Origin of the sequence: Acidovorax sp. SUPP2539 (genome assembly GCF_030158975.1) — a bacterium.
Classification (GTDB): Bacteria; Pseudomonadota; Gammaproteobacteria; order Burkholderiales; family Burkholderiaceae_C; genus Paracidovorax.
Map to the genome: position 1 here is coordinate 62,246 of NZ_BQXJ01000006.1, position 24,410 is coordinate 86,655.

24 protein-coding genes and 1 tRNA gene are annotated in these 24,410 nt (G+C 69.4%); 12 read left to right on the plus strand and 13 right to left on the minus strand.

Going from position 1 to position 24,410, the window contains the following annotated elements:
- Positions 1 to 12: 12 nt before the first annotated feature.
- On the minus strand, positions 13 to 1,308 hold the full coding sequence (locus AVTE2539_RS20070) for an efflux RND transporter periplasmic adaptor subunit (RefSeq protein ID WP_284413324.1): 1,296 nt from the start codon (positions 1,306 to 1,308) through the stop codon (positions 13 to 15).
- A 215-nt stretch (positions 1,309 to 1,523) separates the two neighbouring features.
- Here AVTE2539_RS20070 and AVTE2539_RS20075 point away from each other — a divergent pair, with 215 nt between their 5' ends.
- Positions 1,524 to 2,216, plus strand: a complete 693-nt coding sequence (locus AVTE2539_RS20075) for a TetR family transcriptional regulator (RefSeq protein ID WP_284394426.1) — start codon at positions 1,524 to 1,526, stop codon at positions 2,214 to 2,216.
- Positions 2,217 to 2,249: 33 nt separating this feature from the next.
- Positions 2,250 to 2,325: transfer RNA gene (locus AVTE2539_RS20080), tRNA-Arg, on the plus strand.
- Between the two features lie 86 nt (positions 2,326 to 2,411).
- Here the strand turns inward: AVTE2539_RS20080 and AVTE2539_RS20085 are convergent.
- On the minus strand, positions 2,412 to 3,491 hold the full coding sequence (locus AVTE2539_RS20085; protein WP_284413328.1) for a YihY/virulence factor BrkB family protein: 1,080 nt from the start codon (positions 3,489 to 3,491) through the stop codon (positions 2,412 to 2,414).
- A 201-nt stretch (positions 3,492 to 3,692) separates the two neighbouring features.
- Between AVTE2539_RS20085 and AVTE2539_RS20090 the strand changes: the two genes are divergently transcribed.
- Positions 3,693 to 3,845: a hypothetical protein gene (locus tag AVTE2539_RS20090; protein ID WP_272565744.1), complete on the plus strand. Its 153-nt coding sequence runs from the start codon at positions 3,693 to 3,695 to the stop codon at positions 3,843 to 3,845.
- 24 nt (positions 3,846 to 3,869) lie between these two features.
- Here AVTE2539_RS20090 and AVTE2539_RS20095 read toward each other — a convergent pair whose 3' ends face one another.
- The 9 genes from AVTE2539_RS20095 to AVTE2539_RS20135 all read right to left on the minus strand — a co-directional run bounded on the left by AVTE2539_RS20095 (position 3,870) and on the right by AVTE2539_RS20135 (position 14,877).
- On the minus strand, positions 3,870 to 4,637 hold the full coding sequence (locus AVTE2539_RS20095; protein WP_284413330.1) for a class II glutamine amidotransferase: 768 nt from the start codon (positions 4,635 to 4,637) through the stop codon (positions 3,870 to 3,872).
- A 57-nt stretch (positions 4,638 to 4,694) separates the two neighbouring features.
- Complete coding sequence (locus AVTE2539_RS20100; protein WP_284413332.1) at positions 4,695 to 6,161, minus strand: DHA2 family efflux MFS transporter permease subunit; 1,467 nt, start codon at positions 6,159 to 6,161, stop codon at positions 4,695 to 4,697.
- A gap of 30 nt (positions 6,162 to 6,191) precedes the next feature.
- On the minus strand, positions 6,192 to 6,380 hold the full coding sequence (locus AVTE2539_RS20105) for a 4-oxalocrotonate tautomerase (protein ID WP_272549570.1): 189 nt from the start codon (positions 6,378 to 6,380) through the stop codon (positions 6,192 to 6,194).
- A gap of 38 nt (positions 6,381 to 6,418) precedes the next feature.
- A complete protein-coding gene (locus AVTE2539_RS20110) occupies positions 6,419 to 6,667 on the minus strand; it encodes a cysteine-rich CWC family protein (protein ID WP_284413334.1) in 249 nt (82 codons plus the stop codon).
- 173 nt (positions 6,668 to 6,840) lie between these two features.
- Positions 6,841 to 8,439 (minus strand): methyl-accepting chemotaxis protein, encoded by a 1,599-nt coding sequence (locus tag AVTE2539_RS20115; protein ID WP_284413336.1) that lies wholly within the window; start codon positions 8,437 to 8,439, stop codon positions 6,841 to 6,843.
- A gap of 223 nt (positions 8,440 to 8,662) precedes the next feature.
- On the minus strand, positions 8,663 to 10,879 hold the full coding sequence (locus AVTE2539_RS20120; protein ID WP_284413338.1) for a malate synthase G: 2,217 nt from the start codon (positions 10,877 to 10,879) through the stop codon (positions 8,663 to 8,665).
- Positions 10,880 to 11,089: 210 nt separating this feature from the next.
- Positions 11,090 to 12,484, minus strand: coding sequence for a class II fumarate hydratase (locus tag AVTE2539_RS20125; protein ID WP_284413340.1), 1,395 nt, complete (start codon positions 12,482 to 12,484; stop codon positions 11,090 to 11,092).
- Between the two features lie 4 nt (positions 12,485 to 12,488).
- Complete coding sequence (locus AVTE2539_RS20130) at positions 12,489 to 13,472, minus strand: tripartite tricarboxylate transporter substrate-binding protein (RefSeq protein WP_284413342.1); 984 nt, start codon at positions 13,470 to 13,472, stop codon at positions 12,489 to 12,491.
- Between the two features lie 28 nt (positions 13,473 to 13,500).
- Complete coding sequence (locus tag AVTE2539_RS20135; protein WP_284413344.1) at positions 13,501 to 14,877, minus strand: class-II fumarase/aspartase family protein; 1,377 nt, start codon at positions 14,875 to 14,877, stop codon at positions 13,501 to 13,503.
- Between the two features lie 115 nt (positions 14,878 to 14,992).
- Between AVTE2539_RS20135 and AVTE2539_RS20140 the strand changes: the two genes are divergently transcribed.
- The 3 genes from AVTE2539_RS20140 (at position 14,993) to AVTE2539_RS20150 (ending at position 17,593) form a co-directional block, all read left to right on the plus strand.
- The gene (locus AVTE2539_RS20140; RefSeq protein ID WP_284413346.1) at positions 14,993 to 15,733 is read left to right on the plus strand and encodes a GntR family transcriptional regulator; all 741 of its coding nucleotides are present in this window, start codon (positions 14,993 to 14,995) and stop codon (positions 15,731 to 15,733) included.
- Positions 15,734 to 15,926: 193 nt separating this feature from the next.
- The gene (locus AVTE2539_RS20145) at positions 15,927 to 16,898 is read left to right on the plus strand and encodes a LysR family transcriptional regulator (protein WP_284413348.1); all 972 of its coding nucleotides are present in this window, start codon (positions 15,927 to 15,929) and stop codon (positions 16,896 to 16,898) included.
- The gene (locus AVTE2539_RS20150) at positions 16,895 to 17,593 is read left to right on the plus strand and encodes a DUF3016 domain-containing protein (RefSeq protein WP_502868953.1); all 699 of its coding nucleotides are present in this window, start codon (positions 16,895 to 16,897) and stop codon (positions 17,591 to 17,593) included. Before AVTE2539_RS20145 ends, AVTE2539_RS20150 begins: the two co-directional genes overlap by 4 nt.
- A 48-nt stretch (positions 17,594 to 17,641) precedes the next feature.
- Here AVTE2539_RS20150 and AVTE2539_RS20155 read toward each other — a convergent pair whose 3' ends face one another.
- Complete coding sequence (locus AVTE2539_RS20155) at positions 17,642 to 18,595, minus strand: FmdB family transcriptional regulator (protein WP_284413350.1); 954 nt, start codon at positions 18,593 to 18,595, stop codon at positions 17,642 to 17,644.
- A gap of 154 nt (positions 18,596 to 18,749) precedes the next feature.
- Here AVTE2539_RS20155 and AVTE2539_RS20160 point away from each other — a divergent pair, with 154 nt between their 5' ends.
- On the plus strand, positions 18,750 to 19,205 hold the full coding sequence (locus tag AVTE2539_RS20160; protein WP_284413352.1) for a DUF2214 family protein: 456 nt from the start codon (positions 18,750 to 18,752) through the stop codon (positions 19,203 to 19,205).
- Between the two features lie 68 nt (positions 19,206 to 19,273).
- On the opposite strand, the gene AVTE2539_RS20165 is transcribed toward AVTE2539_RS20160, so the two are convergent.
- The gene (locus AVTE2539_RS20165; RefSeq protein ID WP_284406653.1) at positions 19,274 to 19,612 is read right to left on the minus strand and encodes a PsiF family protein; all 339 of its coding nucleotides are present in this window, start codon (positions 19,610 to 19,612) and stop codon (positions 19,274 to 19,276) included.
- A gap of 117 nt (positions 19,613 to 19,729) precedes the next feature.
- Here AVTE2539_RS20165 and argS point away from each other — a divergent pair, with 117 nt between their 5' ends.
- The 5 genes from argS to lptB all read left to right on the plus strand — a co-directional run bounded on the left by argS (position 19,730) and on the right by lptB (position 24,356).
- Entirely contained in the window at positions 19,730 to 21,439 is a 1,710-nt protein-coding gene (gene argS, locus AVTE2539_RS20170) for an arginine--tRNA ligase (protein ID WP_284413354.1), read from the plus strand.
- Between the two features lie 12 nt (positions 21,440 to 21,451).
- On the plus strand, positions 21,452 to 22,099 hold the full coding sequence (locus AVTE2539_RS20175; RefSeq protein ID WP_284413356.1) for an SPOR domain-containing protein: 648 nt from the start codon (positions 21,452 to 21,454) through the stop codon (positions 22,097 to 22,099).
- A 57-nt stretch (positions 22,100 to 22,156) separates the two neighbouring features.
- On the plus strand, positions 22,157 to 22,816 hold the full coding sequence (locus AVTE2539_RS20180; protein WP_284413358.1) for a thiol:disulfide interchange protein DsbA/DsbL: 660 nt from the start codon (positions 22,157 to 22,159) through the stop codon (positions 22,814 to 22,816).
- A gap of 104 nt (positions 22,817 to 22,920) precedes the next feature.
- Positions 22,921 to 23,574 carry a lipopolysaccharide transport periplasmic protein LptA gene (lptA, locus tag AVTE2539_RS20185; protein ID WP_272565719.1) on the plus strand — a complete coding sequence of 218 codons (654 nt, stop codon included), beginning with the start codon at positions 22,921 to 22,923 and terminating at the stop codon, positions 23,572 to 23,574.
- Positions 23,574 to 24,356, plus strand: a complete 783-nt coding sequence (gene lptB / locus AVTE2539_RS20190; protein ID WP_284413360.1) for an LPS export ABC transporter ATP-binding protein — start codon at positions 23,574 to 23,576, stop codon at positions 24,354 to 24,356. The genes lptA and lptB overlap by 1 nt, the downstream gene beginning before the upstream one ends.
- Positions 24,357 to 24,410: the final 54 nt, after the last annotated feature.

The following is a 24,410-nucleotide window of genomic DNA, read 5'->3' on the forward strand; positions in this document are numbered from 1 at the left end:
CCGCGCTCCTTCTTATGGCTTGGCCGGGGCGGCAGCGGAAGCGGCGGACGCGGCGGGAGCCGCCGCAGAGGCGGGCGCACCGGGCGCCGCGGCGCCAGCGCCGCCGGCCTGCCAGGCCACGGGCTGAACGACGATCGGATCGCCGGGCTTGCCGCGCGGCAGCTTCTGGAAGCCGTCCACCATGACCTTTTCGCCCGTCTGCAGGCCTTCCAGCACCACCCAGTTCGTGCCCTGGGCCGGCCCGAGCTTGATGGGGCGCGGCGTGAGGTGGTTGTCGGCGCCCACCACCATCACGGTGTCGCCCTTGGCGGAGCGGGTCACGGCCTGCTGCGGCAGCAGCACGCCGCCGGCCACCTGGGCCTGCTCCAGGCGCACGCGCACGTAGAGCCCCGGGAGCAGCTGGCGATCGGTGTTGGGGATCTCGGCGCGCAACGTGACCTGGCCGCTGGTCGGGTCCACCGTCAGGTCGGTGAAGAGCAGCTTGCCGGTCTGGGGATAGAGGCTGCCGTCTTCCAGCACGACGCTCACGCTGGCCGAGCCCTTGCCGGCCTGCTTGTACTTGCCGCTGGCCAGGCCCGCCTTGAGCTTGAGCGCTTCGGAGGCGGACTGCGTGAAGTTCACGTACAGCGGGTCGATCTGCTGGATGACTGCCAGCTCGGTGGCCGAGCCCTGGCCCACCAGCGCGCCTTCGGTCACCAGCGCACGGCCGATGCGGCCGGAAATGGGGGCGGTCACGGCCGCGTAGCCCACGTTGATCTGCGCCGTGGTCACGGAGGCGCGGGCGGCGGCGAGGTTGGCCTCGGCAGTCTTTTGCGAGGCGACGGCGTTGTCGTATTCCTGCTTGCTGATCGCGTTGACCGCCACGAGCGGCTTGTAGCGCTCGGCCAGTGCGCGGGTCTGGGCCACGTTGGCATCGGCCTGCGCCACGCTCGCCCGGGCGCTTTCCAGCGAAGCCCGGTAGGGCGCGTCGTCGATGGCGAAGAGCTTCTGCCCGGCCTTCACGTCGCTGCCTTCGGTGAACAGGCGTTTTTGCAGGATGCCCGCGGCCCGTGCACGCACTTCGGCGACGCGGGAGGCTTCCAGCCGGCCGGGCAGCTCGGTCACGAGGCCCACGTCGCCGGGCGCCACGGTGACCACGCCCACCTGGGGCGGGGGAGGTGCACCGCCACCGGCCTGGGCTGGGGCTTCGCTCTTGCCGCAAGCCACCAGGACGGTGGCGGCGACCAGGCTGAGGCAAAGGGCCACGACCCGGCGTGCGGGGTGGAGGGCGGCAGCGGAAACGCCAAGATCGTCACTGAGGCGAGGCATGAAAGTCCTTCCGGAAATGCGCTGATTGAAAAGGCCATGCAGGCACGGAGATGTCTTTGATCGGCATCAACCACGCAGATGGCCCTTGAATTCGGTGCGCGATTATACATACAAACATGAATGTATAATTGCTGCGGAGCGCTGGCGCCGCCCTTCCCACGGGGTGGGCAATGCCAGAAAAACGCGGACATCGAACACAAAAGGAGACATGCCCCATGGCCCGACGCACCAAAGAAGACGCCGTTGCGACACGCAATAGTTTGCTGGATGCGGCCGAGCAGGTCTTTTACCAGAAGGGTGTGTCGCACGCGTCGCTCAACGAGATCGCGCAAGCCGCCGGCGCCACGCGGGGCGCCATCTACTGGCACTTCAAGGACAAGGTCGATCTGTTCAACGCGATGATGGAGCGCGTCACCCTGCCGCTGGAGCGCGCCAACGGCGAATGCGAGAGCAACGAAGACATGGCGCCGCTGCAGCGCATGCGTGGCGTGATCGACCTGGTGCTGCGCAACCTGGCGCAGGACCAGCGCATGCAGCGTGTCTTCGAGATCGCTTTCTTCCGGGTGGAATACGTCGAGGAACTGGCGGGCGTGCGCGACCGGCACATCGCCGCCTGCGGCGCCTTCCGCGAGCAGCTCGCCAACGACCTGCGCCTGGCCGCCGAAAGCCAGAAAGTGCAGTTGCCCATGCCCCCGCAGATCGCGGCCATCGCCCTGCAGGCGATCTTCGAAGGGCTGCTGCAGGGCTGGATCCTCAACCGCGCCAATTTCGACCTCCCGGCCACCGGCCGTGCCTCGGTGGACGCCTACCTGCGCGGGCTGGGTCTGGAGTTGCCCCCGTTGCCGGACTGGCTGCAGGATTGCTCTTTGCGGGACGTGTGCCCGCACGCCGCGAGGGCCGTGCCATAATCGCCGACTGATCGGGCCGCAATGGCCCGCTGTGCGGCTGTAGCTCAGTGGATAGAGTATTGGCCTCCGAAGCCAAGGGTCGTGGGTTCGATCCCCGCCAGCCGCACCATCGATGATCGCCGCAGTGCCGGACAACGCACTGGGTTCTCCCTCTTTTTCCATTCCTTCCGATTCGCGTCCGGCGTTACTGCCGCATCAGCGGCGCCTGCGCAACGCATCGCGCTTTTCACGCCGCTCCAGCCACAACGACAGCGCCACGCGCGCGGCCAGCAGGGCCACGGTGGTGGCCAGGGCGCCCGTGGACAAGGGCGCTGCCGGTGCCGCTTGCATGGCGGGAACGGGCAAAGGCGTGACGGGCGTGAGCGCCGAGTTGGCGTCGGCCCCGCCCTTGCGGGGCTCGACCGGGTCGAGCAAGGCCTCGGGGGCGGCGGCATGCGAGCCGTGCTCGGCCGCGTACACCTTGGTGAATTCCGCGCCCAGCAGGAAGATCTGCGCGGCGTAATACACCCAGATCAGCACCACCGCGATGGCGCCGGCGGCGGCATAGGTCGAGCTCAGGCCCGCCTTGCCCACATACAGGCCGATCAGCACCTTGCCCACCTCGAACAGCACGGCGGTCACCGCGGCGCCCACCCACACGTCGCGCCAGGCGATCGGCACCGAGGGCATGAACTTGAAGATCATCGCGAACAGCACGCAGCTGATGCTCATCGACAGCAAGGTGTTGATGCCCATCAGCATCAGCTCCCAGCCCGGCATCAGGGCGCCGAGCCACGTGCCCGCCGCCGCCACCGCGGCGCTGACGGTGAGCGAGGCCATGAGCAGGAAGGCCAGGCCGAGGATCAGCCCGAACGACAGGAAGCGCGCGCGCAGCAGGCCCCAGATGCCGCTCGGCTTGGCGGGCTCCGGCACGTGCCAGATGCGGTCGAGCGCGCTCTGGATCTCGCCGAACACCGTGGTCGCGCCGATGCCCAGCAGCACCAGGCTGATGGTGCTGGCGATGATGCCTTCTGTGGGCTCGCGGGCGCTCTTGATGAGGCCCTGGATGGCGAGCGCGCCGTCGCGCCCCACCAGGCCGGAGATCTGTCCTTCGATGGTGCCGCGCACCGCGTCCTGTCCGAACACGGCACCGGCGATGGAGATCACGATGACGAGCAGCGGCGCAATGGAGAACGCGGTGTAGTAAGAGATGGCGGCCCCCATGCTGGGGGCGTAGTCGTCGAGCCAGGCCTGGCAGGATTTCTTGGCGAGTCGAAAAAGGGTCGAGGCGTTCATTGCGGTTCCGGGATCAGGCCTCTGGTGTAACCAATCGCATTGCCGCAGGCTGTAGGAGGGGGCCGGAAGCGCCCGTCGCCGGCCCCGTTCGTTCCCCACGGGGAGCCCGTCCGATGCCGGGCGAGGGCGGTGTCCCACACGGTGATTGCCGCGGGCGGTGCGGTAATCCGGTCATTCCCAGAACCTTTGCGAGGTCCGTGCATGTCCCGTTCGCACCGCCAGTGTTCCGATAAAGCCAAGCCCCGGGAGATCAAGCGCCAGCGCCAGCGGGAGGCGATGTTCAAGCCGGCCGGGCGGGGCGGCGTGCCGTTCTATCCCGATCCCGAACCGCCCGTGTGGAAACCGCTGGGCTGATGCCGCGGCCGCTGTGCCGGCGCGCTACGGCGTGACGCAGGCCCCGTCCACGAACACCCGCAACTCGCCGCTCTGGAACGCGGTCCATTGCTCGTCGCTGGTGAGCGGCGCGGTCACGACGACGGCCACGCGGTCCTGCGGCGTGGTGTGGGCGGAAAAATCGATGCGCAGGTCTTCGTCGCACAGGCGCGCCTGCGAGAAAGGGTGGCGCCGCTCGATGTAGTAGAGCTGCGTGGAGGCATGCGCCCACAGCGCCTGGCCGTTCGACAGCAGGAAGTTGAACGTGCCGTGCGGGGCAATGCGCGCGGCCAGTTCGCGCAGGGTGATGGTCAGCTCCGGAATGCTGGGCACGCCCGCGTGGGACTTGGCCAGCTCCTGCATGATCCAGCAGAAGGCGTGTTCGCTGTCCGTCGTGCCCACGGGGTGGAAGTGCGAATGCAGCCGCGGGCGGAAGTCCTTCAGGTCGCCGTTGTGCGCGAACACCCAGTACCGGCCCCACAGTTCGCGCACGAACGGGTGGCAGTTCTGCAGCGACACACTGCCCTGCGTGGCCTTGCGGATGTGGGCGATGACGTTGCGGCTCTGGATGGGGTAGCGGCGGATCAGCTCGGCCACGGGCGAGTCCACCGCACGCTGGTGGTCCACGAAATGGCGCAGGCCCTTGTCTTCGAAGAACGCGATGCCCCATCCGTCGGAATGGTCGGCCGTGTTGCCGGCACGCTGCGCGAACCCCGTGAAGCTGAACGTCACGTCGGTCGGCGTGTTGGCATTCATTCCGAGCAACTGGCACATGGCGGGCTTTGGGGAGAAGAAAGGACGAAGGACGAAAGGCGAGGGACGGGATCGGGCTCAGCGGCTTGGTGCTGCGGTCTTGGGCGCGCGCAGCTGCCACGCGGCCACCAGGGCCAGCAGGCACAGGCCGGTGAGCAGCAGGAAGGTTTCGCCGAAGGCGGCGATGCGCGCCGGGCTGCTGACCGCGTTCTGCAGCGAGTCGCCATGCGCGGCGATGCGCCATTCGAGCACGATCCCGCACAGGCTCACGCCGGCTGCGCCGCCCAGCATGCGCACGAAGCTGATGGCGCTGGAGCCCTGCGCGATGAGCGGCTTGGCCAGCGGCCGCATGGCGCCCAGGTTGAGCGAGGGCAGGATGAATCCGAGCCCGATGCGCCCCAGCACCGCGAAGACCACCAGCATCCACAGCCCGCTGGTCAGATCGACCAGGACCATGAGCGCGAACGAGATCGCCAGCAGCGCCAGGCCCGTGCCCACCAGCCAGTGCGTGGGGTGCCGGTCGGCCAGCCGGCCCACGATGGGAATGGTGATGGCCAGCACGATGCCCGCCGGCAGCATGATGGTGCCCACGTGCGAGGCCGACAGCTGCAGGCCCAGTTGCATGAACACCGGCAGCAGGTAGGTGGAGCCGAAGAGCGCCGTGCCGTAGATGAAGGCCACGATGCTGCCCATGGCGAACTGCCGGTATTCGAACAGGCGCAGGTCCATGAGCGGCGTGGCGCCGCGCGCCAGTTGCCGGCGCTGCCACGCGATGAAGACGGCCAGGGCCGCGAAGGCCGCCAGCAGCAGCGCGCCGGCCTGCAGGCCCGGCCCGCCGTGCAGCGCCACCAGGCCGTTGAGCAGGCACAGCGTGCCGACCGCGCCCAGCACCAGCCCGCGCCAGTCCAGCGCGTTGCCGGACTGGCCGGCAACGGCGCCGCCGGGGCTGCTGACCGGCACGAACCGGTAGGCCAGCGCGATGGAGGCGATGCAGAACGGCACCACCATGAAGAAGATCGAGCGCCAGCCGAACCAGTCCACCAGCAGCCCGCCGATGCTCGGGCCGATGGCCGGGGCCAGGACCACGCCCATGCCGAAGATGCCGCTCGCGCGGCCCTGCTCGTGCGGCTGGAAGGCGTAGAGGATGATGACCGCCGGAATCGGCTGCACCACGCCCGCGGCCAGCCCTTCGAGCACCCGGGCGGCCAGCACCAGCCCGTAGTGGCTGGCCACGCCGCCGCCGATGCCGCCTACCAGCAGCAGCACCATGGCGCCCACGTAGGTCGCGCGGTAGCCGAAGCGGGCCAGCAGCCAGGGGGTGGTGAGCATGGCGACCGTGGTGGCCACCATGAAACCCGACGACACCCATTGCGCGCGTTCCTGGCCGAGCGTGAAGTAGTGGCTCATGTCGGGAATGGCCACGTTCACGATGGTCGACGACATGATGGAGGCCATCGTGCCGACCATCACGGACAGCAGGAGCAGCCAGCGGTAGCGCTCGCCGTACCGTTCGCGCAGCAGGGCGGTGGAGCCGGGACCGGTCATCGGGCAGGGATCAAGAAGGGACCGGCGGGATCAGGTTCGCTCGGACCAGAGCTTTCCGCCAGTGGCCCAGTTCTCGCGCTTGACGTCGGTGATCAGGATGTCCACCGAGTCGGGCGAGCCGCCGAGGATCTCCACCGACACGCGGGTGATCTCTTCCACCAGCTTCTTCTTCTGTTCGATGGTGCGGCCTTCCATCATTTCGATGTGGTACGTCGGCATGTCGGTCCTTCAGGGGAGTTCAAAAAAGGGAGCGGCCATCATATCGGCGCGCCGGCCGCTGCGCCCTGTGGCGCCGGGCCCGTTCCGGCCGCGCACCGGGGGCACAGGCAGGCGGTGCCGCGCTGGCCGGGGGCCAGCTGCGCCAGGGCCTGCGCGGACACGGCGGCCGCCATGCACCAGCAATCCGCGGCGGGGGCGCCGGCTTCGATGGCGCACTGGTTGCGGCCGCCGCACAGGGGGCAGCGGGAGGGGTCCAGCGGGGCAGGGGAGGGCGGTGCGGCGGTCATGGCGTCGGGGCAAGGCGCCAGTGTAGACCGCGCCAGCGCGGCGGGGTGCCGCACAGGGGAATGGGTGAAAATGCCTTTCAGCACATATTCTTCTAGGGCATGATGCTATCAATTAAATAGCAATCGATTGCCCGCCGGTGCACGCGCCGGGCACGGGCCACCGCCCGTTCGCGTCAGCCCGCGAGGGCCGGCGCGTGGCGCGCTGCCGCGAGCGCCGGGCCGTCGGCTTTGCTGACGCGGAAGACCGCCACCGCGCGCACCAGTTGCGCCGTCTGCGATTCCAGCGAGCCGGTGGCCGCTGCCGCCTCTTCGACCAGCGCCGCGTTCTGCTGCGTCACGGTGTCCATCTGCGAGATGGCCTGGTTGACCTGCTCCAGCCCGGTGGTCTGCTCCTGGCTGGCCACGCTGATCTCGCCCACGAGGTCGGTCACGCGGCGCACGCCGTCCACCACCTCGCGCATGGCTTCGCCGGCCTGCTCCACCAGCCGGTTGCCCGAGTCCACGCGCTGCACCGAGTCGTCGATCAGGCCCTTGATCTCCTTGGCCGCCGCCGCGCTGCGCTGCGCCAGCGTGCGCACCTCGCCCGCCACCACCGCGAAGCCGCGGCCCTGCTCGCCGGCCCGGGCGGCTTCCACGGCCGCGTTCAGCGCCAGGATATTGGTCTGGAAAGCGATGCCGTCGATCACGCCGATGATGTCCACGATCTTGCGCGAGGCCGCGTGGATTTCGCCCATGGTGGAGACCACGTTGCCCACCACCTCGCCGCCGCGCACGGCCTTGTCCGAGGTGGCCTGCGCGAGCTGGTTGGCGGTGCGCGCGTTGTCGGCGTTCTGGCGCACGGTGGCGGTCATCTGCTCCATCGACGCGGCCGTCTGCTGCAGCGCGCTGGCCTGCTCTTCGGTGCGGCTGGACAGGTCCAGGTTGCCGCGCGCGATCTCGCTGGAGGCCACGGCGATACCCTCGGCCCCGTGGCGCACCTGGCCCACGGCGGTGCGCAGCTGCTCGCCCATGGCGTTCAGCGTGCGCAGCAGCTGGCCGGTCTCGTCCTGCGCGGTGCTGTCCGAGGACACGGTGAGGTCGCCGGTGGCCACGGTCTTGGCCATGGTCACGGCATCGTGCAGCGGGTGGATGATGCTGCGCGTGATCGCCACGGCCAGCGCCAGCGCGATCAGCGTGGCCAGCGCGCCCAGCGCGATCAGCTGCAGCCGGCCGCTCTGGTAGTTGGCCTGCACGGCTTCGGAGGATTCGTTGATCTGCGCGCGCTGGAAGTCCAGCATCGCCTGCAGGGCCTGCAGATATTGCTCGCCCGCGGGGGTGAAGTCGGCGTTCAGGATGCGCTCGGCGTCTTCGGAGCGGCCCTCGGCCTTGGCCTTGTAGATGGCATCGCGGGCGACGACGAAGCGCTTGCGCTCTTCGCCGGCCTTGTCGAACAGGGCCTGCTCCTGCGGGCTGCTGATGAGCTTGGACAGCTGGCTCTGCTGCTCGGACGACATCTTGGAGGCCACCGCGTTGTCCGCCGCGAATTGCTGCGCCAGGGTGGAATCGGTGCTGCGGGCCACCACGCTGTGGCGGCGCACGTTGCTGAAGATGGTGCGGTACCAGTCGGAGATGAGCCGCTCCTTGGTCAGGGGCAGCGCCATCATCGAAGCTGTCTCCTGCGCCACCGACTGCAATTTCCAGGTGCCCACGCCCAGCATGGTGACGATGAAGAGGATGAGCACGCCGAAGGCCAGGCCCAGGCGTTTTCCGATGGAGATGTTTTGGAGATTCATGGTGAGGCTAGGGAAAACCCTTGGTTGGTGGGCGATTCTCTCCGCATTGCTCTAGCGCAACTACAAACCCTTACGCCTTGCCGGAACATATGGATTTACCCGGATACCCCTGTTAAGCCGTGTTTTTCTCGGGCGCCCAACGAAAACGGGGCACCCGGATGGGTGCCCCGTCGAAGGGGGCCGGCACGCGGGGCGCCGGCCGGGCGGAACGTGCCGCGCCGGTTCAGCGCACAGCGGTGCCGGCCTTCACCTTCAGCCGCCAGGCGTGCAGCAGGGGCTCGGTGTAGCCGCTGGGCTGCTCCACGCCCTTGAAGACGAGGTCGCACGCGGCCTGGTAGGCGGCCGATTCGGCGAAGCGCCCGGCCATCTTCTGGTACAGCGGATCGCCGGCGTTCTGCTGGTCCACCACGGCGGCCATGCGCTCGAAGGTTTCGCGCACCTGCGCTTCGGTCACCACGCCGTGCAGCAGCCAGTTGGCCATGTGCTGGCTGCTGATGCGCAGCGTGGCGCGGTCCTCCATCAGGCCCACGTTGTGGATGTCGGGCACCTTGGAGCAGCCCACGCCCTGGTCGATCCAGCGCACCACGTAGCCCAGGATGCCCTGGGCGTTGTTGTCCAGCTCCTGTTGCTTTTCGGCATCGCTCCACTGCGGCGTGGCGGTGACGGGCACCGTGAGCAGGCCGGTCAGCAGGTTGTCGCGCTCGGCGTTGGCGTCGGTCTTTTCCAGCTCCTTCTGCACCTCGGCCACGTTGACCTGGTGGTAGTGCAGCGCGTGCAGCGTGGCGCCCGTGGGGCTCGGAACCCAGGCGGTGTTGGCGCCGGCCTTGGGGTGGGCGATCTTCTGTTTGAGCATCTCGGCCATCAGGTCGGGCATGGCCCACATGCCCTTGCCGATCTGTGCCTTTCCGCGCAGGCCGCACGACAGGCCCACGAGCACGTTGTTCTTCTCGTACGACTGGATCCAGGCGCTGGCCTTCATGTCGCCCTTGCGCACCATGGGGCCGGCCTGCATGGCGGTGTGCATCTCGTCGCCCGTGCGGTCCAGGAAGCCGGTGTTGATGAACGCCACGCGTGCCGAGGCCGCGGCGATGCAGGCCTTGAGATTGACGCTGGTGCGGCGCTCCTCGTCCATGATGCCCAGCTTGACCGTGTTTTCGGCCAAGCCCAGCAGTCGCTCCACGCGGCCGAACAGGTCGCTGGCGAAGGCCACCTCGGCCGGGCCGTGCATCTTGGGCTTGACGATGTAGACGCTGCCCTTGCGCGAGTTGCGGATGCCGCCCTGCCCCTTGCCCTGCAGGTCGTGCAGCGCGATGGTGGTGGTGACCACGGCGTCCAGGATGCCTTCGGGAATCTCGCGCTGCGTGCCCTGCGCATCGGTCCACAGCACGGCCGGGTTGGTCATGAGGTGGCCCACGTTGCGCAGGAACATGAGCGAGCGGCCGTGCAGGCGCACCTCGCCGCTGCCATCAGGCGCGGTATAGATGCGGTCCGGGTTCAGGCCGCGCGTGAAGGTCTTGCCGCCCTTGCTCACCTGCTCGGTGAGGTCGGCCTTCAGGATGCCCAGCCAGTTGGCGTAGCCGTTGACCTTGTCCTCGGCATCGACGGCGGCCACGGAGTCTTCCAGGTCCAGGATGGTCGAGAGCGCGGCTTCCACCACCAGGTCGCTCACGCCGGCGGGATCGGTCTTGCCGATGGGCGTGCTGCGGTCGATCTGCAGGTCCAGGTGCAGGCCGTGGTGGCGCAGCAGCACGGACGAAGGCGCCGACGCCTCGCCCTGGTAGCCCACGAACTGGGCCGGCTCCTGCAGGCCGGTGGTGCCGCCGCCCTCCAGCGCGACGACCAGCTGGCCGCCTTCCACGCGGTAGCCGGCGGCGTTCTTGTGCGTGCCCTGGGCCAGCGGCGCGGCCTGGTCGAGCACCTCGCGGGCGAACGCGATCACGCGGGCGCCCCGCACGGGGTTGTAGCCCTGGCCCTTCTCGGCGCCGTCGGTCTCGGGGATGGCGTCGGTGCCGTAGAGCGCGTCGTACAGCGAGCCCCAGCGCGCGTTGGCCGCGTTGAGCGCATAGCGTGCGTTCAGGATCGGCACCACCAGCTGCGGGCCGGCCTGCGTGGCGAGTTCGTCGTCCACGTTGGCGGTGGTGGCCTGCACATCGGCCGGCTGGGGCACCAGGTAGCCGATCTGTTCGAGGAAGGCGCGGTACGCCGCCATGTTCTGCACCGGGCCCGGGTTGGCGCGGTGCCAGGTGTCGAGTTCGGACTGCAGGCGGTCGCGCTCGGCCAGCAGGGCGATGTTGCGCGGCGCCAGGTCGGACACCAGCGCGCTGAAGCCCTTCCAGAACGCCTCGCTGTCCACGCCCGTGCCGGGCAGGACCCGGTCTTCGACGAAGCGGTGCAGGGAGGTGGCCACTTGCAGGCCGTGAACGGTGGTGCGGTCGGTCATGGAGGTCTCTTGGGTCTGGGAAAGGGTGGATGCAAACCGGCAACGGCCGCCAGGGACCGTCACCACGATGTCGACCCACTGTATTGCAAATCTTTCCAGACATAAACCGCCTGAAAATCTCAGAACCAGTGACTTTTACGCACAAATGAAGAAAGCGGCGGCGGGGTCCGGGCGGGGTTGCGCCGCCGCCCGGAGCGCCTTCGGTGCCCGTCAGCCGCGCCCGGCCATGGCCCGCGCGTCCACCCTTCGGTCGTATTCGTCGCCCGTGAGAAACCCCAGCGCCACGGCGGCGGCCTTCGGCGTGATGCCGCGTTCCATGGCCTCGCGCGTGATGCGGGCCACGCGGTCGTAGCCCAGTACCGGGTTCAGGGCGGTGGCCAGCAGCAGGGCGTTGTCCACGTTGGCGGCCAGGCGGTCGGTGTCGGCCTCGATGCCCTGCACCAGGCGCTCGGCGAACACGCGGGCGCTGTCGGCCAGCACGCGGATGGACTGCAGCAGGTTGTGGATGAGCACCGGCTTGGCCACGTTCAGCTCGAAGTGGCCCGATGCGCCGGCCAGCGTGATGGTGGTGTGGTTGCCCATCACCTGCCAGGCGGCCTGCGCCACCACCTCGGCGATGGTCGGGTTGCGCTTGCCCGGCATGATCGACGAGGTGAGCCCGTCGTCCGGGATGCGCAGCTCGCCCAGGCCGCAGCGCGGGCCCGAGCCCAGGAGCCGCAGGTCGTTGGCGATCTTGGCCAGCGACGCGGCGACCACGTTCAGCGCGCCGGACACCTCCACCAGCGCATCGTGCGCGCCCATGCCCTCGAATTTGCTCGGGTTGGGCGTGAAGGCCATGCCGGCGAGCGCGCTGGCCTCCTCGCAGAACGCCACGTCGAAGCCGGGCGGCGCATTCAGCCCCGTGCCGGCCGCGGTGCCGCCCTGCGCCAGCAGGCACAGGCGGGGCAGGGTGGCGTGCAGCCGGTCGATGCCATGGCCCACCTGGCGGGCGAAGGCGTCGAAGCCCTGGCCCAGCGTCATGGGCACGGCATCCATCAGGTGGGTGCGCGCGATCTTCAGCACGCCGGCGAAGGCGGTGGCCCGCTCCTGCAGGCGCGACTGCAGCAGCGCGAGCGCGGGCACCAGTCGGTCGCGCAGCTCCAGCGCCGTCGCCAGGTGCATCACGGTCGGAAAGCTGTCGTTGGACGACTGCGAGGCGTTCACGTGGTCGTTCGGGTGCACCGGGCTGCGCGTGCCCGGCGGCTGGCCCAGGCGCTGGTTGGCGCGGTTGGCCAGCACCTCGTTGGCGTTCATGTTGGTCTGCGTGCCCGAGCCCGTCTGCCAGATGGTGAGCGGAAAGTGCGCATCCAGCAGGCCGGTGCGCAACTCCTCGGCGGCCGCCTCGATGGCGTCGGCGCGCAGGGCGTCCAGCGTGCCCAGGCGGCGGTTGGCGCGGGCCGCCGCCTGCTTTTGCAGGCCGAAGGTGTGCAGCAGGCAGGCCGGGAACCGCTCCTCGCCGATGTCGAAGACCGCGAGTGCGCGCTGGGTCTGCGCGCCCCACAGGCGGTCGGCGGGAATCTCGACCGGCCCGAAGGCGTCGTGCTCGGTGCGGGTGGCGGCGCCCATGCGGTCAGTCCAGCGAGATCCTGGCCTCGGCCGCCACCTTGCGCCAGCGCTCCACCTCGGTGGCGGTGTGTTTGGCCAAGGCGTCCGGCGTGTACTGGTCGTCCGGCAGCATGCGGATGCCCTGCGCGGCCATCTTGTCGGTCCAGGCCTTGTCGGCCAGGGCCTTGGTGTAGGCCTGGTAGACCTTCTGGATGGCCTCGCGCGGCGTGCCCTTGGGGGCGTAGATGCCGTACCAGGTGGCGGTCTCGAAGCCGGGAATCACCTTCTGGCCCAGCGGGGGCACGCCCGGGAACTGCGGCATGGCCTTGTCGGAGGTGAGCGCCACGGCGCGCACGCGCTCCCCGGCCAGCTGGGGCAGGGCGGTGTTGGTCTGGTCGAACATCGCATCGACCTGGCCGGCCACCAGATCGGTCATGGCCGGTGCCGCGCCCTTGTACGACACGGAGGTGATCTCGACCTTCGCGCGGCTGGCGAACAGCGCCGCCACCAGGTGCGAGGTGGAGCCCACGCCGGCGTTGCCGAAGTTGAGCTTGCCCGGGTTCTGCTGGCCGTGGGCGATCAGGTCCTCGGCCGTCTTGTACGGCGAGTTCTTGCCCACCAGCAGCACCAGGGGCGTGTCGGGGAAGCGGAAGACGGCGTCGAAGTCCTTCACCGGGTCGTAGGCCAGCTTTTTGTACAGCGAGGGCGCGGCGCCCATGTACCCCATGTGGCCGACCAGGAAGGTGTAGCCGTCCGCCGGCGCGCGCGCCGCCTTGGCGCTGCCGATGGTGCCGCCGGCGCCCGGCGTGTTCTCGATGATGATCTGCTGGCCCAGCTGCGTGCTGGTGCGCTGCGCGATGTCGCGCGCCATGGCGTCGGTGGGGCCGCCGGCGGCGAAGGGCACGATCCAGGTGAGTGGCTTGGCGGGGTAGCCCTGCGCCTGGGCGGCGAAGGCGAGGGTGGCGGCGGCCAGCGCCACGGCGGCGCGGCGGAAGGTCGAAGGTTGCATGCTTGTCTCCGGTTGACGTTCTTGGGAATCAGCTTTTTTTCTGCGCGCGCGACAGGGCCAGGGCGCGGTCCACCATCCCGGGCGCGGCGCCCAGGTAGTTGCGGGGATCCGTGAGGCGGTCGATCGCCGCGCGGTCGAAGTGCGCCGACACCTCGGGCAGCCGCGCCAGCGCATCGGCCAGCGTGCCGCCCTGCGTGTTCACGGTGCGGCAGGCGCCGTAGACGATGTCGTGTGCCTGCTGGCGGCCGGTGAACGGGGCCAGGCCCATCATCACGGCCTCGGCCACGATCAGGCCGTCCGTCATGTCCAGGTTCCTGGCCATGCGGTCTTCGTTGACGATCAGGCCGCCGAGCATGAAGCGCGCCTGGTTCAGGGCCCCGGCGGTGAGCACGAAGCTCTCGGGAATGGCGATCCACTCGGCGTGCCACGGGCCGGTGGCGCGCTCCAGGTCCTGCACCATGGCGTCCAGCATCAGGCCGGCATGCTGGCGCACGGACTTGGAGGCCGCCAGCATCAGCTCGCTGGAGATCGCATTGCGCTTTTGCGGCATGGTGCTGCTGGCGCCGCGGCCGGGCACGAAGGGCTCGAACACCTCGCCGAACTCGGTGGCCGACAGCAGCATCACGTCGTAGGCGATCTTGCCCAGCGAGCCGGTCACCAGGGCCAGGAAGTTCACCGCCTCGGCCAGGCCGTCGCGCGCCACGTGCCAGGTGGTGGCGGGCACGCCCAGCTGCAGCTCCTCCATCAGCAGGCCCTGCACCTCCAGCCCGCGATCGCCCAGCGAGGCCAGCGTGCCCGCGGCGCCGGCGAACTGGCCGACGAGCACGCGTTTTTTCAGCTCCTGCAGCCGCTCGGCATGGCGGTCGAACATCGCCAGCCAGATGGCGGCCTTGTAGCCGAAGGTGATGGGCAGCGCGTGCTGCAGATGGGTGCGCCCGGCCATGGGCGTGTCGCGGTAGCGCTCGGCCAGGCCGGCCAGGATGCCGCGCAGGGCCGCGATGTCGGCCTCCACCAGCGCCAGCGCGTCGCGCACCTGCAGCACCGTGGCCGTGTCCATGATGTCCTGGGTGGTGGCGCCCCAGTGCACGTAGCGGCCGGCGTCGCCGCACTGCTTCACCAGCTGGTGCACCAGCGGCAGGATGGGGTAGCCGACAATGTCGGTCTCCTGGCGCAGCAGCTCGAAGTCGAGCGCGTTCAGGTCGCAGCGCGCGGCGATCTCGCGGGCCGCTTCGGCCGGAATCACGCCGCAGCGGCCCTGCGCGGCGGCCAGCGCCACCTCCACCTGGATGTAGCGGGCGACGAGCGTGCGGTCGGCGAAGATCGCGCGCATGGCGGGCGTGCCGAACGCGTCGCGAAAGAGCAGCGAGTCGATGGCGGTGCTGGAGGCGAAGGCGGGGGTGGTCATGGTGTCGGTGGTTGCGTCGGCGTCCGCAGGTGATTAAGTTCGGACATATGAATTATTGTGTTTATGTACGTACATAAAGAAAATCCGGGTTTACTCCGGATGGAAGGCTGCGCCCATGGCTGAGCCGCGCTACGCGCTGGTGGCGCGCCATCTGTCGGAACGCATCGCCGCGGGCGAATACGTGGTGGGCGCGCTGCTGCCGACCGAGTTGGAGCTGTGCGACCGCTACGGCGTGAGCCGCCACACGGTGCGCGCCGCGATCTCGGAGCTGCAGCAGTCCGGCCTGGTGTCGCGCCGCAAGAAGGTGGGCACGCGCGTGGAGGCGGCCACGCCCAATGCGCATTACCAGCAGACGCTGACCTCGCTGGACGACCTGGTGCAGTTCGGCGCCACCCACATGCGCGAGGTGCGCCGCATCGAAGAGGTGGTGCTCGACCGCGAACTGGCCGCCGAGCTGGGCTGCGCCGCCGGTAGCCGCTGCCTTGCCATCGCCAGCCTGCGCCGGGACGGCGCCGCGCCGCACCTGCCCATCGCCTGGACAGTGGTCTATGTGGATGCGGCCCGCTTCGACGCGCGGGAACTGGCCGAACACGTGCGCGCCGCGCCCGACGTGCTGGTCAGCAGCCTGCTGGAGGCGCAATACGGCCTGCGCATCGCCAAGGTGCGGCAGGACATCGTGGGGGCGCTGGTGCCGGAGTCGCTGGCCGAAGAGCTGCAGGCGCCCGCCGGTTCCGCGGCCCTGAAGATCGTTCGCCGCTACGTGGACACCGGCGGCGAACTGATGGACGTGAGCGTGACGCTGCACCCGGCCAGCCGCTACACGCTGTCGATGCAGCTCACCCGCGCGGCCGTCTAGGCGCGGCCGCGGGAGCGATCGGCGCGGGGCGGGGCGGCCCCGTGCAATTCATGGGGCAGAGTTTGCTATTTTTTTGATAGCTATATGCCCTAGATTTGATTGCGCTGGTGCCCGATTTCGCTTGAAGTCCTACGTCAGCAATCAGCGTGGAACCCGCATGCATCCGTGACATCCATCCGCATAATCGGCGCCCATGGACAAGCTCAAGGCCTTCGAGTCATTCGTGTCGGTGGCAACGCGCGGCAGCCTCACCGCCGCCGCCAAGGCCGAAGGCGTGGCCCCGGCCATCATGGGGCGCCGGCTCGATGCGCTGGAAGAGCACCTGGGGGTCAAGCTCATGGTGCGCACCACGCGGCGCATCCACCTCACGCACGAGGGCAGCGCCTTCCTGGAAGATTGCCAGCGCCTGCTGTCCGACGTGGCGAATGCCGAGGCCAGCGTGTCCGCCGGCGGCGTCAAGGCCACCGGGCACCTGCGCATCACCGCGCCGGCGGGCTTCGGGCGGCGCCATGTGGCGCCGCTGGTGCCGCGCTTTCGCGACCTGCATGCCGAGGTGACCATCTCGCTCAACCTGAGCGACCGCGTGGTCGATCTGGCGGGCGAGGGATTCGACTGCGCAGTGCGCGTGGGCGACCTGCCCGATTCTTCCCTGGTGAGCGTGCGCATCGCCGACAACCGGCGCCTGTGCGTGGCCACGCCGGCGTACCTGGCGCGCCACGGCACGCCGCGCCACCCGGGCGACCTGGCGCAGCACGCCTGCCTCACGCTCTCCAGCGATGCCTCGCAAACGCGCGGCTGGGCCTTTCGCATGCCTGCGGCCGAGGGCGGCGGCACCGAGGTCGTGCACTTCAAACCCGGCGGTCCGCTGGACTGCTCGGACGGGCAGGTGCTGCACGACTGGTGCCTGGGCGGCTGGGGCATCGCCTGGCGCAGCACCTGGGAGGTCGAGGCCGAGATCGCCGCGGGCCGCCTGGCCCCCGTGCTGGAAGACTTCGCCGCGCCGCCCAACGGCATCTACGTGGTCTTTCCCCAGCGCAAGCACATGCCGCTGCGCGTGCGGCTGTGGATCGACTACCTCAAGCACCATTACGGCCAGCCCGAGTTCTGGCGCCGCACGGCGGGCCCTGCCGCCGCCCCATCCACCCAAGAAGGAGCCTTGCCATGACCCACCATTCCCCACCGAGGCGGCGCGGCGCGGCGGCGCGCGCCGCGGGCATGGCCTGGCCGGGACGCGGCCGCGCGGGCGCGGCGCTGGCCCTGCTGGCGGCCGCCGCAATGCTGGCCGGCTGCGCGGGCGGGCCGCCAGCGGCCCCGGAGGCGCCCCAGGCGCCCGTGGCGGGCCGCAGCCCGGCCCCGGAATCCGCACGGCCGGCCGCTCCCGGCCCCGGCGCGGCACGCGGGGCGCATCCGGTTGCGCCCGGCATCGTCAGCGTGGAGTACGACGATCCCTCCCGCTTCAGCGATGCCCGAATGGGCCCGCACGAGTCCGACCGCGCGCGCCGGGCGTGGGTCGATGCCCTGTGCCAGCACCTGTCCGAACGCGCGGCCGCCGCGCTGCCCGATGGCGAGCGGCTGGCGGTGCGCATCACCGACGTGCAGCGCGCGGGCGGGTTCGAGCCCGGGCGCGGCGCGCAGCTGGCGCAGGTGCGCATCGTGCGCGACGTGTATCCGCCGCGCATCGACCTGGAGTTCCAGCGGACGGCGGCCGATGGCCGCGTGCTGCAGTCCGGTCGCCGCGAGCTGCGCGATCCTTCGTTCCTGTCCCGCGCGGGGCGGGGCGGCAGCGATCCGATGCGGTATGAAAAGGCACTGCTCGACGACTGGGTGCGCCAGGACATCGGAGCGCCTTCGCCGCAGTGATGCGGCGAAGGCGGCACCCCGTGGCGCTGCCTTCGCCGCCTGCGCGGGTCAGCGGCCGGGCCCGACGACCGCCGGGTCCTTCAGTGCCGTGTTGATCCGGTCGATGTAGGCGCCGGCGTTGGCATTGCCCGGGTCGGGGTTGCCCGACACGTAGTACGCCAGCCCCTGCTGCAGGCCGCCGTGGTCGGCCACGCGCTGGGCCAGGTTGGATGCCGCCATGCGCAACTGCGTCGTCACGCTGCCCTGGTATTGCTCGGTGGAGACCTTCTGGCCGCCGACCCGTTCGTTGCCGGGGCCGCCGTCCGCCCATTCGCGGCCGTCCAGGAACCTGCGGGAAATCTGCCCCAGGCCGATGGAGGTGTTGTTCTCGCCGGCACGGCCCAGGTCGCCTTCCAGCTTCATGGCGCCCTGAAAGCCCTTGGAGAAGGCGTTGGATTCCACCTCCAGCTGGGCGCGGAACACGTTGGGGTCGAGGCCGTATTCCCTGGCCGTGGCATCGGCCGCCTTGCCGAAGTCCGCCTGGGTCTGGATCTGCGCGTCCTTTTGCGACTCGTCGCCGCGCAGCACCGGCTCGAATTTCGGGTGGACCTTGCCCGCGCCTTCCGCCACGCTCTGCGTGCCGAAGTCGTTGCCTGCCGTGCCGCTGCCGGGAATGGCCGGGCTGGTAGCGGGCGCTGGTGCCGGGACCGTGTCGGCGGTGCCGCCGTGCGTTGGCGTGGGAGCCGGAGCGCCCGAGGGGGGGCTGGCCGGACCGGCGGACGGGCTGGGTGCCGGGCCAGGTGATGGACTGGGTGACGCGCTGGGGGGCGCGCTCGCGGGGCTGGAAGCCGGGGTGCCGCCGGGCTGGCTGGACGGCGCGTCGTCTTTCTTGCCCAGCTTCTCCAGCAGGCTGACGAGCAGCATTTCCAGGACCTTTTTGATGAGATCCTGCTGCAGGGTGGTGCTCTGGCCGCCCTGGAGCCAGGCGTTGGGCTGCGTGTGGGAGATGGACTGGATCGGCATGGACATGCCTCGCAACAATGGAGAGGCTTTCACTGTTGCGCGAGTCCCGGGGATGGCGCACGCGCACCCGAAGCGCTGCACCGGCGAACGAAACGCGGCGCAGGCTGCCGTAGGCGCGCTACCATCGCGCCGCCCCCACTCCAAGGAACGCCACATGACCACCGAAGCCCTGCTGGCCTATGCCCATTTCCTGGCCATTCTCACCATGGTCACCTTCCTGGCCAGCGAAGCCGCGCTGTGCCGCCTGGCCTGGCTGAACGCGGCCGTGGTGGAGCGGCTGGCGCAACTGGACCGGTTCTATGGCATCGCGGCCCTGGCCGTGCTGGCCACGGGGCTGGCCCGCGTCGGCTGGGGCATCAAGGGTGCGCAGTGGTATGGAATGCAGCCGCTGCTGCATGTGAAGGTGGGGCTCTTCGTGGTGGTCGGGCTGATCTCCATCGCGCCCACCCTGCGGTTCCTGCGCTGGCGCAAGGCCCTGCGCGCCACGGGCGCGCTGCCGGACGAGGCGGCGATCCGCAGCACCCGGCGCCTGGTCATGATCGAGGCGCACCTGCTGGTGCTGATTCCGCTGGCGGCCACGTTCCTCGCGCGGGGCGTCGGCACCCGCTGAACGCCCCGCGCGCAGCAAAAAGCCCCGCAGTGCGGGGCTTTTTGACGAAAGGCGGGCCGGTGGCCGGATCAGGCGGCGGGCTTGTTGCTCAGGCACTGCTTCATGAAGGCCTTGCGCTCGTCGCCCTTGAGCGCCTTGGTCTTGGCGTCGGCGTTGCAGGTGGTCATCTTGCCCTGCTGGGCGGCCTGCTTGTCGGCGCTGAGGCAGTCCTTCATGAAGGCCTTGCGTTCGTCGCCCTTGAGTGCCTTGGTCTTGGCATCGGCGTTGCAGGTGGCCATCTTGCTCTGTTGAGCAGTGGGGGCCTTGGCCGGCGCGGAGGCGGCGGCTGCGGGGGCATCGGCGGCATGCGCCGTGGCGAAGGAGAGGGCGAGGCCGGCGGCGGCCACCACGGAGAGCAGATTCTTCATGTCGTATTCCTGCAAAAAGTGGATAGGAAGCCCCCCGTCGACGCGCACCCCGCGAGGCTGTTCAGCATAACGTCATGGCCGAAAGTTTGGATGACGGGCGGCCCGTAGAATCGCCGCATGCTCTCCGTCAAACAGGAATTGCTCGCGGCGCTCGCCGGCGAGCTGGAAAAATTGTCGCCCGGCGCTGCCGGGCGTGCTGCTTTTGAATCCCCCAAGGTGGCCGCGCACGGCGATTTCGCCTGCACCGCCGCCATGCAGCTGGCCAAGGCCGCCAAGCAGAACCCCCGGCAACTGGCCGAAACGCTGCGCGAGGCCCTGCTGGCCACGCCGGCCTTCGGCCGCTGGGTCGAGGCGCTGGAGATCGCCGGCCCCGGCTTCATCAACATCCGCCTGAAGCCCGCCGCCAAGCAGGAAGTGGTGCGCGAAGTGCTGGCCGCCGGCGAGCGCTTCGGGCAACAGCCGGACAACGGGCGGAAGGTGCTGGTCGAGTTCGTCTCGGCCAACCCCACGGGCCCGCTGCACGTGGGCCACGGCCGCCAGGCGGCCCTGGGCGATGCGATCTGCAACCTCTTCGCCACGCAGGGCTGGAAGGTGCACCGCGAGTACTACTACAACGATGCGGGCGTGCAGATCCATACGCTCACGCACAGCACGCAGCTGCGCGCCAAGGGTTTCAAGCCCGGCGACGACTGCTGGCCCACCGACCCCGAGAATCCCGCCAGCAAGGGGTTCTACAACGGCGACTACATCCAGGACATCGCCAACGACTTCCTCGCGAAGAAGACGGTGCAGGCCACCGACCGCGCCTTCACGGCCAGCGGCGACGTGGAGGATGTGGAGTCCATCCGCAACTTCGCGGTGGCCTACCTGCGCCACGAGCAGGACAAGGACCTGCAGGCCTTCAACCTGAAGTTCGACGAGTACTACCTGGAGTCGAGCCTGTACACCAGCGGCCGCGTCGAGGCCACGGTGAACCGGCTGGTCGCCAACGGCAAGACCTACGAGCAGGACGGCGCGCTGTGGCTCCAATCCACCGACTACGGTGACGACAAGGACCGCGTGATGCGCAAGCAGGACGGCTCGTACACGTACTTCGTGCCCGACGTGGCCTACCACATCTCCAAATGGGAGCGCGGCTACACCAAGGTCGTCAACATCCAGGGCACGGACCACCACGGCACCATCGCCCGCGTGCGCGCCGGCCTGCAGGCCGCCGACGTGGGCATTCCGCAGGGCTACCCCGACTACGTGCTGCACACCATGGTGCGCGTGGTCAAGGGCGGCGAAGAGGTCAAGATCAGCAAGCGCGCCGGCAGCTACGTGACGCTGCGCGACCTGATCGAGTGGACCAGCAAGGATGCCGTGCGCTTTTTCCTGCTGAGCCGCAAGCCCGACACCGAATACACCTTCGACGTCGATCTGGCCGTGGCGCAGAACAACGACAACCCGGTGTACTACGTGCAGTACGCGCATGCGCGCATCTGCTCCGTGCTGCGCAGTTGGGCCGAGCAGGGCGGCGGCGATGTGGCGTCCCTCCAGGGCGTGGACCTGTCCGCGCTCGAAGGCCCGCAGGCCCAGGCGCTGATGCTGCAATTGGCCAAATACCCCGAAATGCTCACCGCCGCGACCGAAGGCGAGGCGCCGCACGACGTCACCTTCTACCTGCGCGACCTGGCCGCGAGCTACCACAGCTACTACGACGCCGAGCGCATCCTGGTGGACGACGAAGCCGTCAAGCGCGCGCGCCTGGCGCTCGTCGCCGCCACCGCACAGGTATTGCACAATGGCCTGGCCGTGCTGGGCGTATCGGCGCCAGCCAGAATGTGAGTGTTTACGGATATGACAAAACAGCAACGTGGGGGCACCGCCATCGGCTTCATCCTCGGGGTGGTCGTGGGCCTGGGGGCGGCGCTGGGCGTGGCCGTGTATGTGACCAAGGTGCCGGTGCCCTTCCTCAACAAGGGCGGTGCGCGCAATGCCGACCAGGACGCCGCCGAATCCCAGAAGAACAAGAACTGGGATCCGAATTCGCCGCTGTACGGCAAGAACCCGGCGCGCCCGCCCGTGCCCGCCAGCTCGACGCCCGCGGTGGCCGGTGTCGCACCGGCCCCCGCGAGCAACGCTTCGGTGCCCGCCGCCGTGGCCGCCGCTTCGGCGCCCCGGGGTGCCGCCAGCAAGCCGGCTGCCTCGTCCGATCCGCTGGGCGATCTGGCCAAGGCCCGTGCCGCCAGCGCGCCCGGCGGCGCCGAGCCGTTTGATTACTTCGTGCAGGCCGGTGCCTTCCGCACCCAGGGCGATGCGGATGCGCAGCGCGCCAAGCTGGCCATGCTGGGCTGGGAGGCCCGGGTGAGCGAGCGCGAGCAGAGCGGCCGCACCGTCTTTCGCGTGCGCGTCGGCCCCTTCACCAAGCGCGACGATGCCGAAATGCTCAAGGACAAGCTCGATGGCGCGGGCGTCGAATCCGCGCTGGTGCGCGTGCAGCGCTGAACTTTTCCCGCAGGCTGCCGCTCACAACCCTCTGACCGAACAAGGAGTGTCTTTTTCATGAAACGCCGCGAGTTTTCCCTGTCCACCGCCACGGCCGTGGCCGCTTCCGCCCTGACGCTGCCCCTGGCGACGCCCGCCATGGCCCAGGCCCGCCAATTCAAGGAAGGCAAGGACTACGTCAAGCTCGCCAAGCCCGTGGCCAGCGACGTGCCCGCCGGCAAGGTCGAGGTCATCGAGTTCTTCTGGTACAGCTGCCCCCACTGCAACGCCTTCGAGCCCACGCTGGAAGCCTGGATCAAGGCGGCGCCCAAGGACCTCGTCATCCGCCGCATGCCCGTGGCGTTCAACTCCAGCTTCGCACCGCAGCAAAAGCTGTACTTCGCCCTGGAAAGCATGGGCAAGGTCGGCGATCTGCACGCCAAGGTGTTTCGCGCCGTTCACGTGGAAAAGCAGGCCCTCAACAAGGACGACCTGATCTTCGAATGGATCGGCAAGCAGGGCGTGGACGTGGCGAAGTTCAAGGAGGCTTACAACTCCTTTTCCGTGTCCAACCAGCTGCGCAAGGCCGCCCAGCTGCAGGAAGCCTACGGCGTGGAAGGCGTGCCCTCGATGGGCGTGGCCGGCCGCTACTACACCGATGGCACGATGGCCGGCAACATGCAGGGCGTGCTGCAAGTGGTGGAGTACCTCGCTTCCACCGCCGCCAAGGGCGGTTGAGTTCCCCGTCCCCGTGCGATGCAAGCCCGCGTTTGCGGGCTTTTTCTTTGCTGCTCCCGGATCGCGCCAAGGGGTGGCTACAATCTTTGCAAGATTCGTGCCCTATGAGAAAACGCCTCCTACCGATCCTCCTGCTTGCCGCCCTGGCTTTCGCCATGGGGGGCGCCCGCGCCGAAAAGGCCGACCGCAACAAGCCCATGAACATCGAGGCCGACGCACTGCGCCACGATGAGCTCAAGCAAACCAGCGTCTTCACCGGCCGCGTGGTGGTCACCAAGGGCACCATCCTGCTGCGCGGCGCGCGGCTGGACGTCCGGCAGGACCCCGATGGTTTCCAGTACGGCACCATGACGGCCGAGGCCGGCAAGCGGGCCTTCTTCCGGCAAAAGCGCGACACGGCGCCCGGCATGCCCGACGAGTTCGTCGAGGGCGAGGGCGAAGTCATCGAGTACGACGGCCGGGCCGATCTGGTGCGGCTCATCCGCCGCTCGGAACTGCGCCGCTACCGCGAATCCACCCTCACCGACGAGATGGCCGGTGCCCTCATCGTCTACAACAACCTGACCGACGTGTTCACCGTCGATGGCCAGAAGGCCGCCCCCGCCGGCAGCAACACTGCCGCCACGCCCGGAGGCCGCGTGCGCGCGGTGCTCTCGCCCAAGGAGACTCCGGCCAAGGCCGGGGCGCCCGCTGCGGCCCCCACCTCGCCGGCCCCCGCCCTGCGGCCCAGCGGCGAACTGGGCGGCGGCGCGAAGTGATGGCGGCGGCACACCCTTCCGACGCCTCGGTGGCCGGCAACACGAGCCGGCTGGAGGTCGAGCACCTGGAGAAGTCCTACGGCAGCCGCAAGGTGGTCAAGGACGTGTCGATGGTCGTGCAAAAGGGCGAGGTCGTCGGCCTGCTCGGCCCCAACGGCGCGGGCAAGACCACCTCGTTCTACATGATCGTGGGGCTGGTGCGCAGCGACGGCGGCGACATCCGCATCGACGGCCATTCGGTGGCCGACATGCCCATCCACCGCCGCTCGCGGCTGGGCCTGTCCTACCTGCCGCAGGAAGCGTCGATCTTCCGCAAGCTGACGGTCGAGGAGAACGTGCGTGCCGTGCTGGAGCTGCAGCGCGACGAGAACGACAAGGCCCTGAGCCGCGACGAGATCGAGTCGCGCCTCACCGCCCTGCTGCAGGAATTGCGCGTGGAGCACCTTCGGGCCTCCCCGGCCCTGGCGCTCTCGGGCGGCGAGCGCCGCCGCGTGGAGATCGCGCGGGCCCTGGCCACGCAGCCGCGCTTCATTCTGCTCGACGAGCCGTTCGCGGGCATCGACCCCATCGCTGTGATCGAGATCCAGCGCATCATCGGGTTCCTCAAGGCGCGGGGCATCGGCGTGCTCATCACCGACCACAACGTGCGCGAGACCCTGGGCATCTGCGACCACGCGTTCATCATCAGCGATGGGCGCGTGCTGGCGCGGGGCACGCCCTCCGAGATCGTGGACAACGCCGAGGTGCGGCGCGTGTACCTCGGCGAGCATTTCAGGATGTGAGCATGGCGTCCACGCTGGTCATCGTGTTGACTGCGCTGTTCCCCGCGGGGGCTC

Excerpts from the sequence above, each read along its gene's own strand:
- AVTE2539_RS20095 (WP_284413330.1), bottom strand. The coding sequence starts at position 4,637 with ATGTGCCAGTTGCTCGGAATGAATGCCAACACGCCGACCGACGTGACG.
- AVTE2539_RS20075 (WP_284394426.1), top strand. The coding sequence starts at position 1,524 with ATGGCCCGACGCACCAAAGAAGACGCCGTTGCGACACGCAATAGTTTG.
- AVTE2539_RS20165 (WP_284406653.1), bottom strand. The coding sequence starts at position 19,612 with ATGAAGAATCTGCTCTCCGTGGTGGCCGCCGCCGGCCTCGCCCTCTCC.
- argS (WP_284413354.1), top strand. The coding sequence starts at position 19,730 with ATGCTCTCCGTCAAACAGGAATTGCTCGCGGCGCTCGCCGGCGAGCTG.
- AVTE2539_RS20155 (WP_284413350.1), bottom strand. The coding sequence starts at position 18,595 with ATGCCGATCCAGTCCATCTCCCACACGCAGCCCAACGCCTGGCTCCAG.
- AVTE2539_RS20135 (WP_284413344.1), bottom strand. The coding sequence starts at position 14,877 with ATGACCACCCCCGCCTTCGCCTCCAGCACCGCCATCGACTCGCTGCTC.
- AVTE2539_RS20120 (WP_284413338.1), bottom strand. The coding sequence starts at position 10,879 with ATGACCGACCGCACCACCGTTCACGGCCTGCAAGTGGCCACCTCCCTG.
- AVTE2539_RS20110 (WP_284413334.1), bottom strand. The coding sequence starts at position 6,667 with ATGACCGCCGCACCGCCCTCCCCTGCCCCGCTGGACCCCTCCCGCTGC.
- lptA (WP_272565719.1), top strand. The coding sequence starts at position 22,921 with ATGAGAAAACGCCTCCTACCGATCCTCCTGCTTGCCGCCCTGGCTTTC.
- AVTE2539_RS20160 (WP_284413352.1), top strand. The coding sequence starts at position 18,750 with ATGACCACCGAAGCCCTGCTGGCCTATGCCCATTTCCTGGCCATTCTC.
- AVTE2539_RS20150 (WP_502868953.1), top strand. The coding sequence starts at position 16,895 with ATGACCCACCATTCCCCACCGAGGCGGCGCGGCGCGGCGGCGCGCGCC.
- AVTE2539_RS20175 (WP_284413356.1), top strand. The coding sequence starts at position 21,452 with ATGACAAAACAGCAACGTGGGGGCACCGCCATCGGCTTCATCCTCGGG.
- AVTE2539_RS20100 (WP_284413332.1), bottom strand. The coding sequence starts at position 6,161 with ATGACCGGTCCCGGCTCCACCGCCCTGCTGCGCGAACGGTACGGCGAG.
- AVTE2539_RS20090 (WP_272565744.1), top strand. The coding sequence starts at position 3,693 with ATGTCCCGTTCGCACCGCCAGTGTTCCGATAAAGCCAAGCCCCGGGAG.
- AVTE2539_RS20070 (WP_284413324.1), bottom strand. The coding sequence starts at position 1,308 with ATGCCTCGCCTCAGTGACGATCTTGGCGTTTCCGCTGCCGCCCTCCAC.
- AVTE2539_RS20085 (WP_284413328.1), bottom strand. The coding sequence starts at position 3,491 with ATGAACGCCTCGACCCTTTTTCGACTCGCCAAGAAATCCTGCCAGGCC.
- AVTE2539_RS20125 (WP_284413340.1), bottom strand. The coding sequence starts at position 12,484 with ATGGGCGCCGCCACCCGCACCGAGCACGACGCCTTCGGGCCGGTCGAG.
- AVTE2539_RS20145 (WP_284413348.1), top strand. The coding sequence starts at position 15,927 with ATGGACAAGCTCAAGGCCTTCGAGTCATTCGTGTCGGTGGCAACGCGC.
- lptB (WP_284413360.1), top strand. The coding sequence starts at position 23,574 with ATGGCGGCGGCACACCCTTCCGACGCCTCGGTGGCCGGCAACACGAGC.
- AVTE2539_RS20115 (WP_284413336.1), bottom strand. The coding sequence starts at position 8,439 with ATGAATCTCCAAAACATCTCCATCGGAAAACGCCTGGGCCTGGCCTTC.
- AVTE2539_RS20130 (WP_284413342.1), bottom strand. The coding sequence starts at position 13,472 with ATGCAACCTTCGACCTTCCGCCGCGCCGCCGTGGCGCTGGCCGCCGCC.
- AVTE2539_RS20105 (WP_272549570.1), bottom strand. The coding sequence starts at position 6,380 with ATGCCGACGTACCACATCGAAATGATGGAAGGCCGCACCATCGAACAG.
- AVTE2539_RS20180 (WP_284413358.1), top strand. The coding sequence starts at position 22,157 with ATGAAACGCCGCGAGTTTTCCCTGTCCACCGCCACGGCCGTGGCCGCT.
- AVTE2539_RS20140 (WP_284413346.1), top strand. The coding sequence starts at position 14,993 with ATGGCTGAGCCGCGCTACGCGCTGGTGGCGCGCCATCTGTCGGAACGC.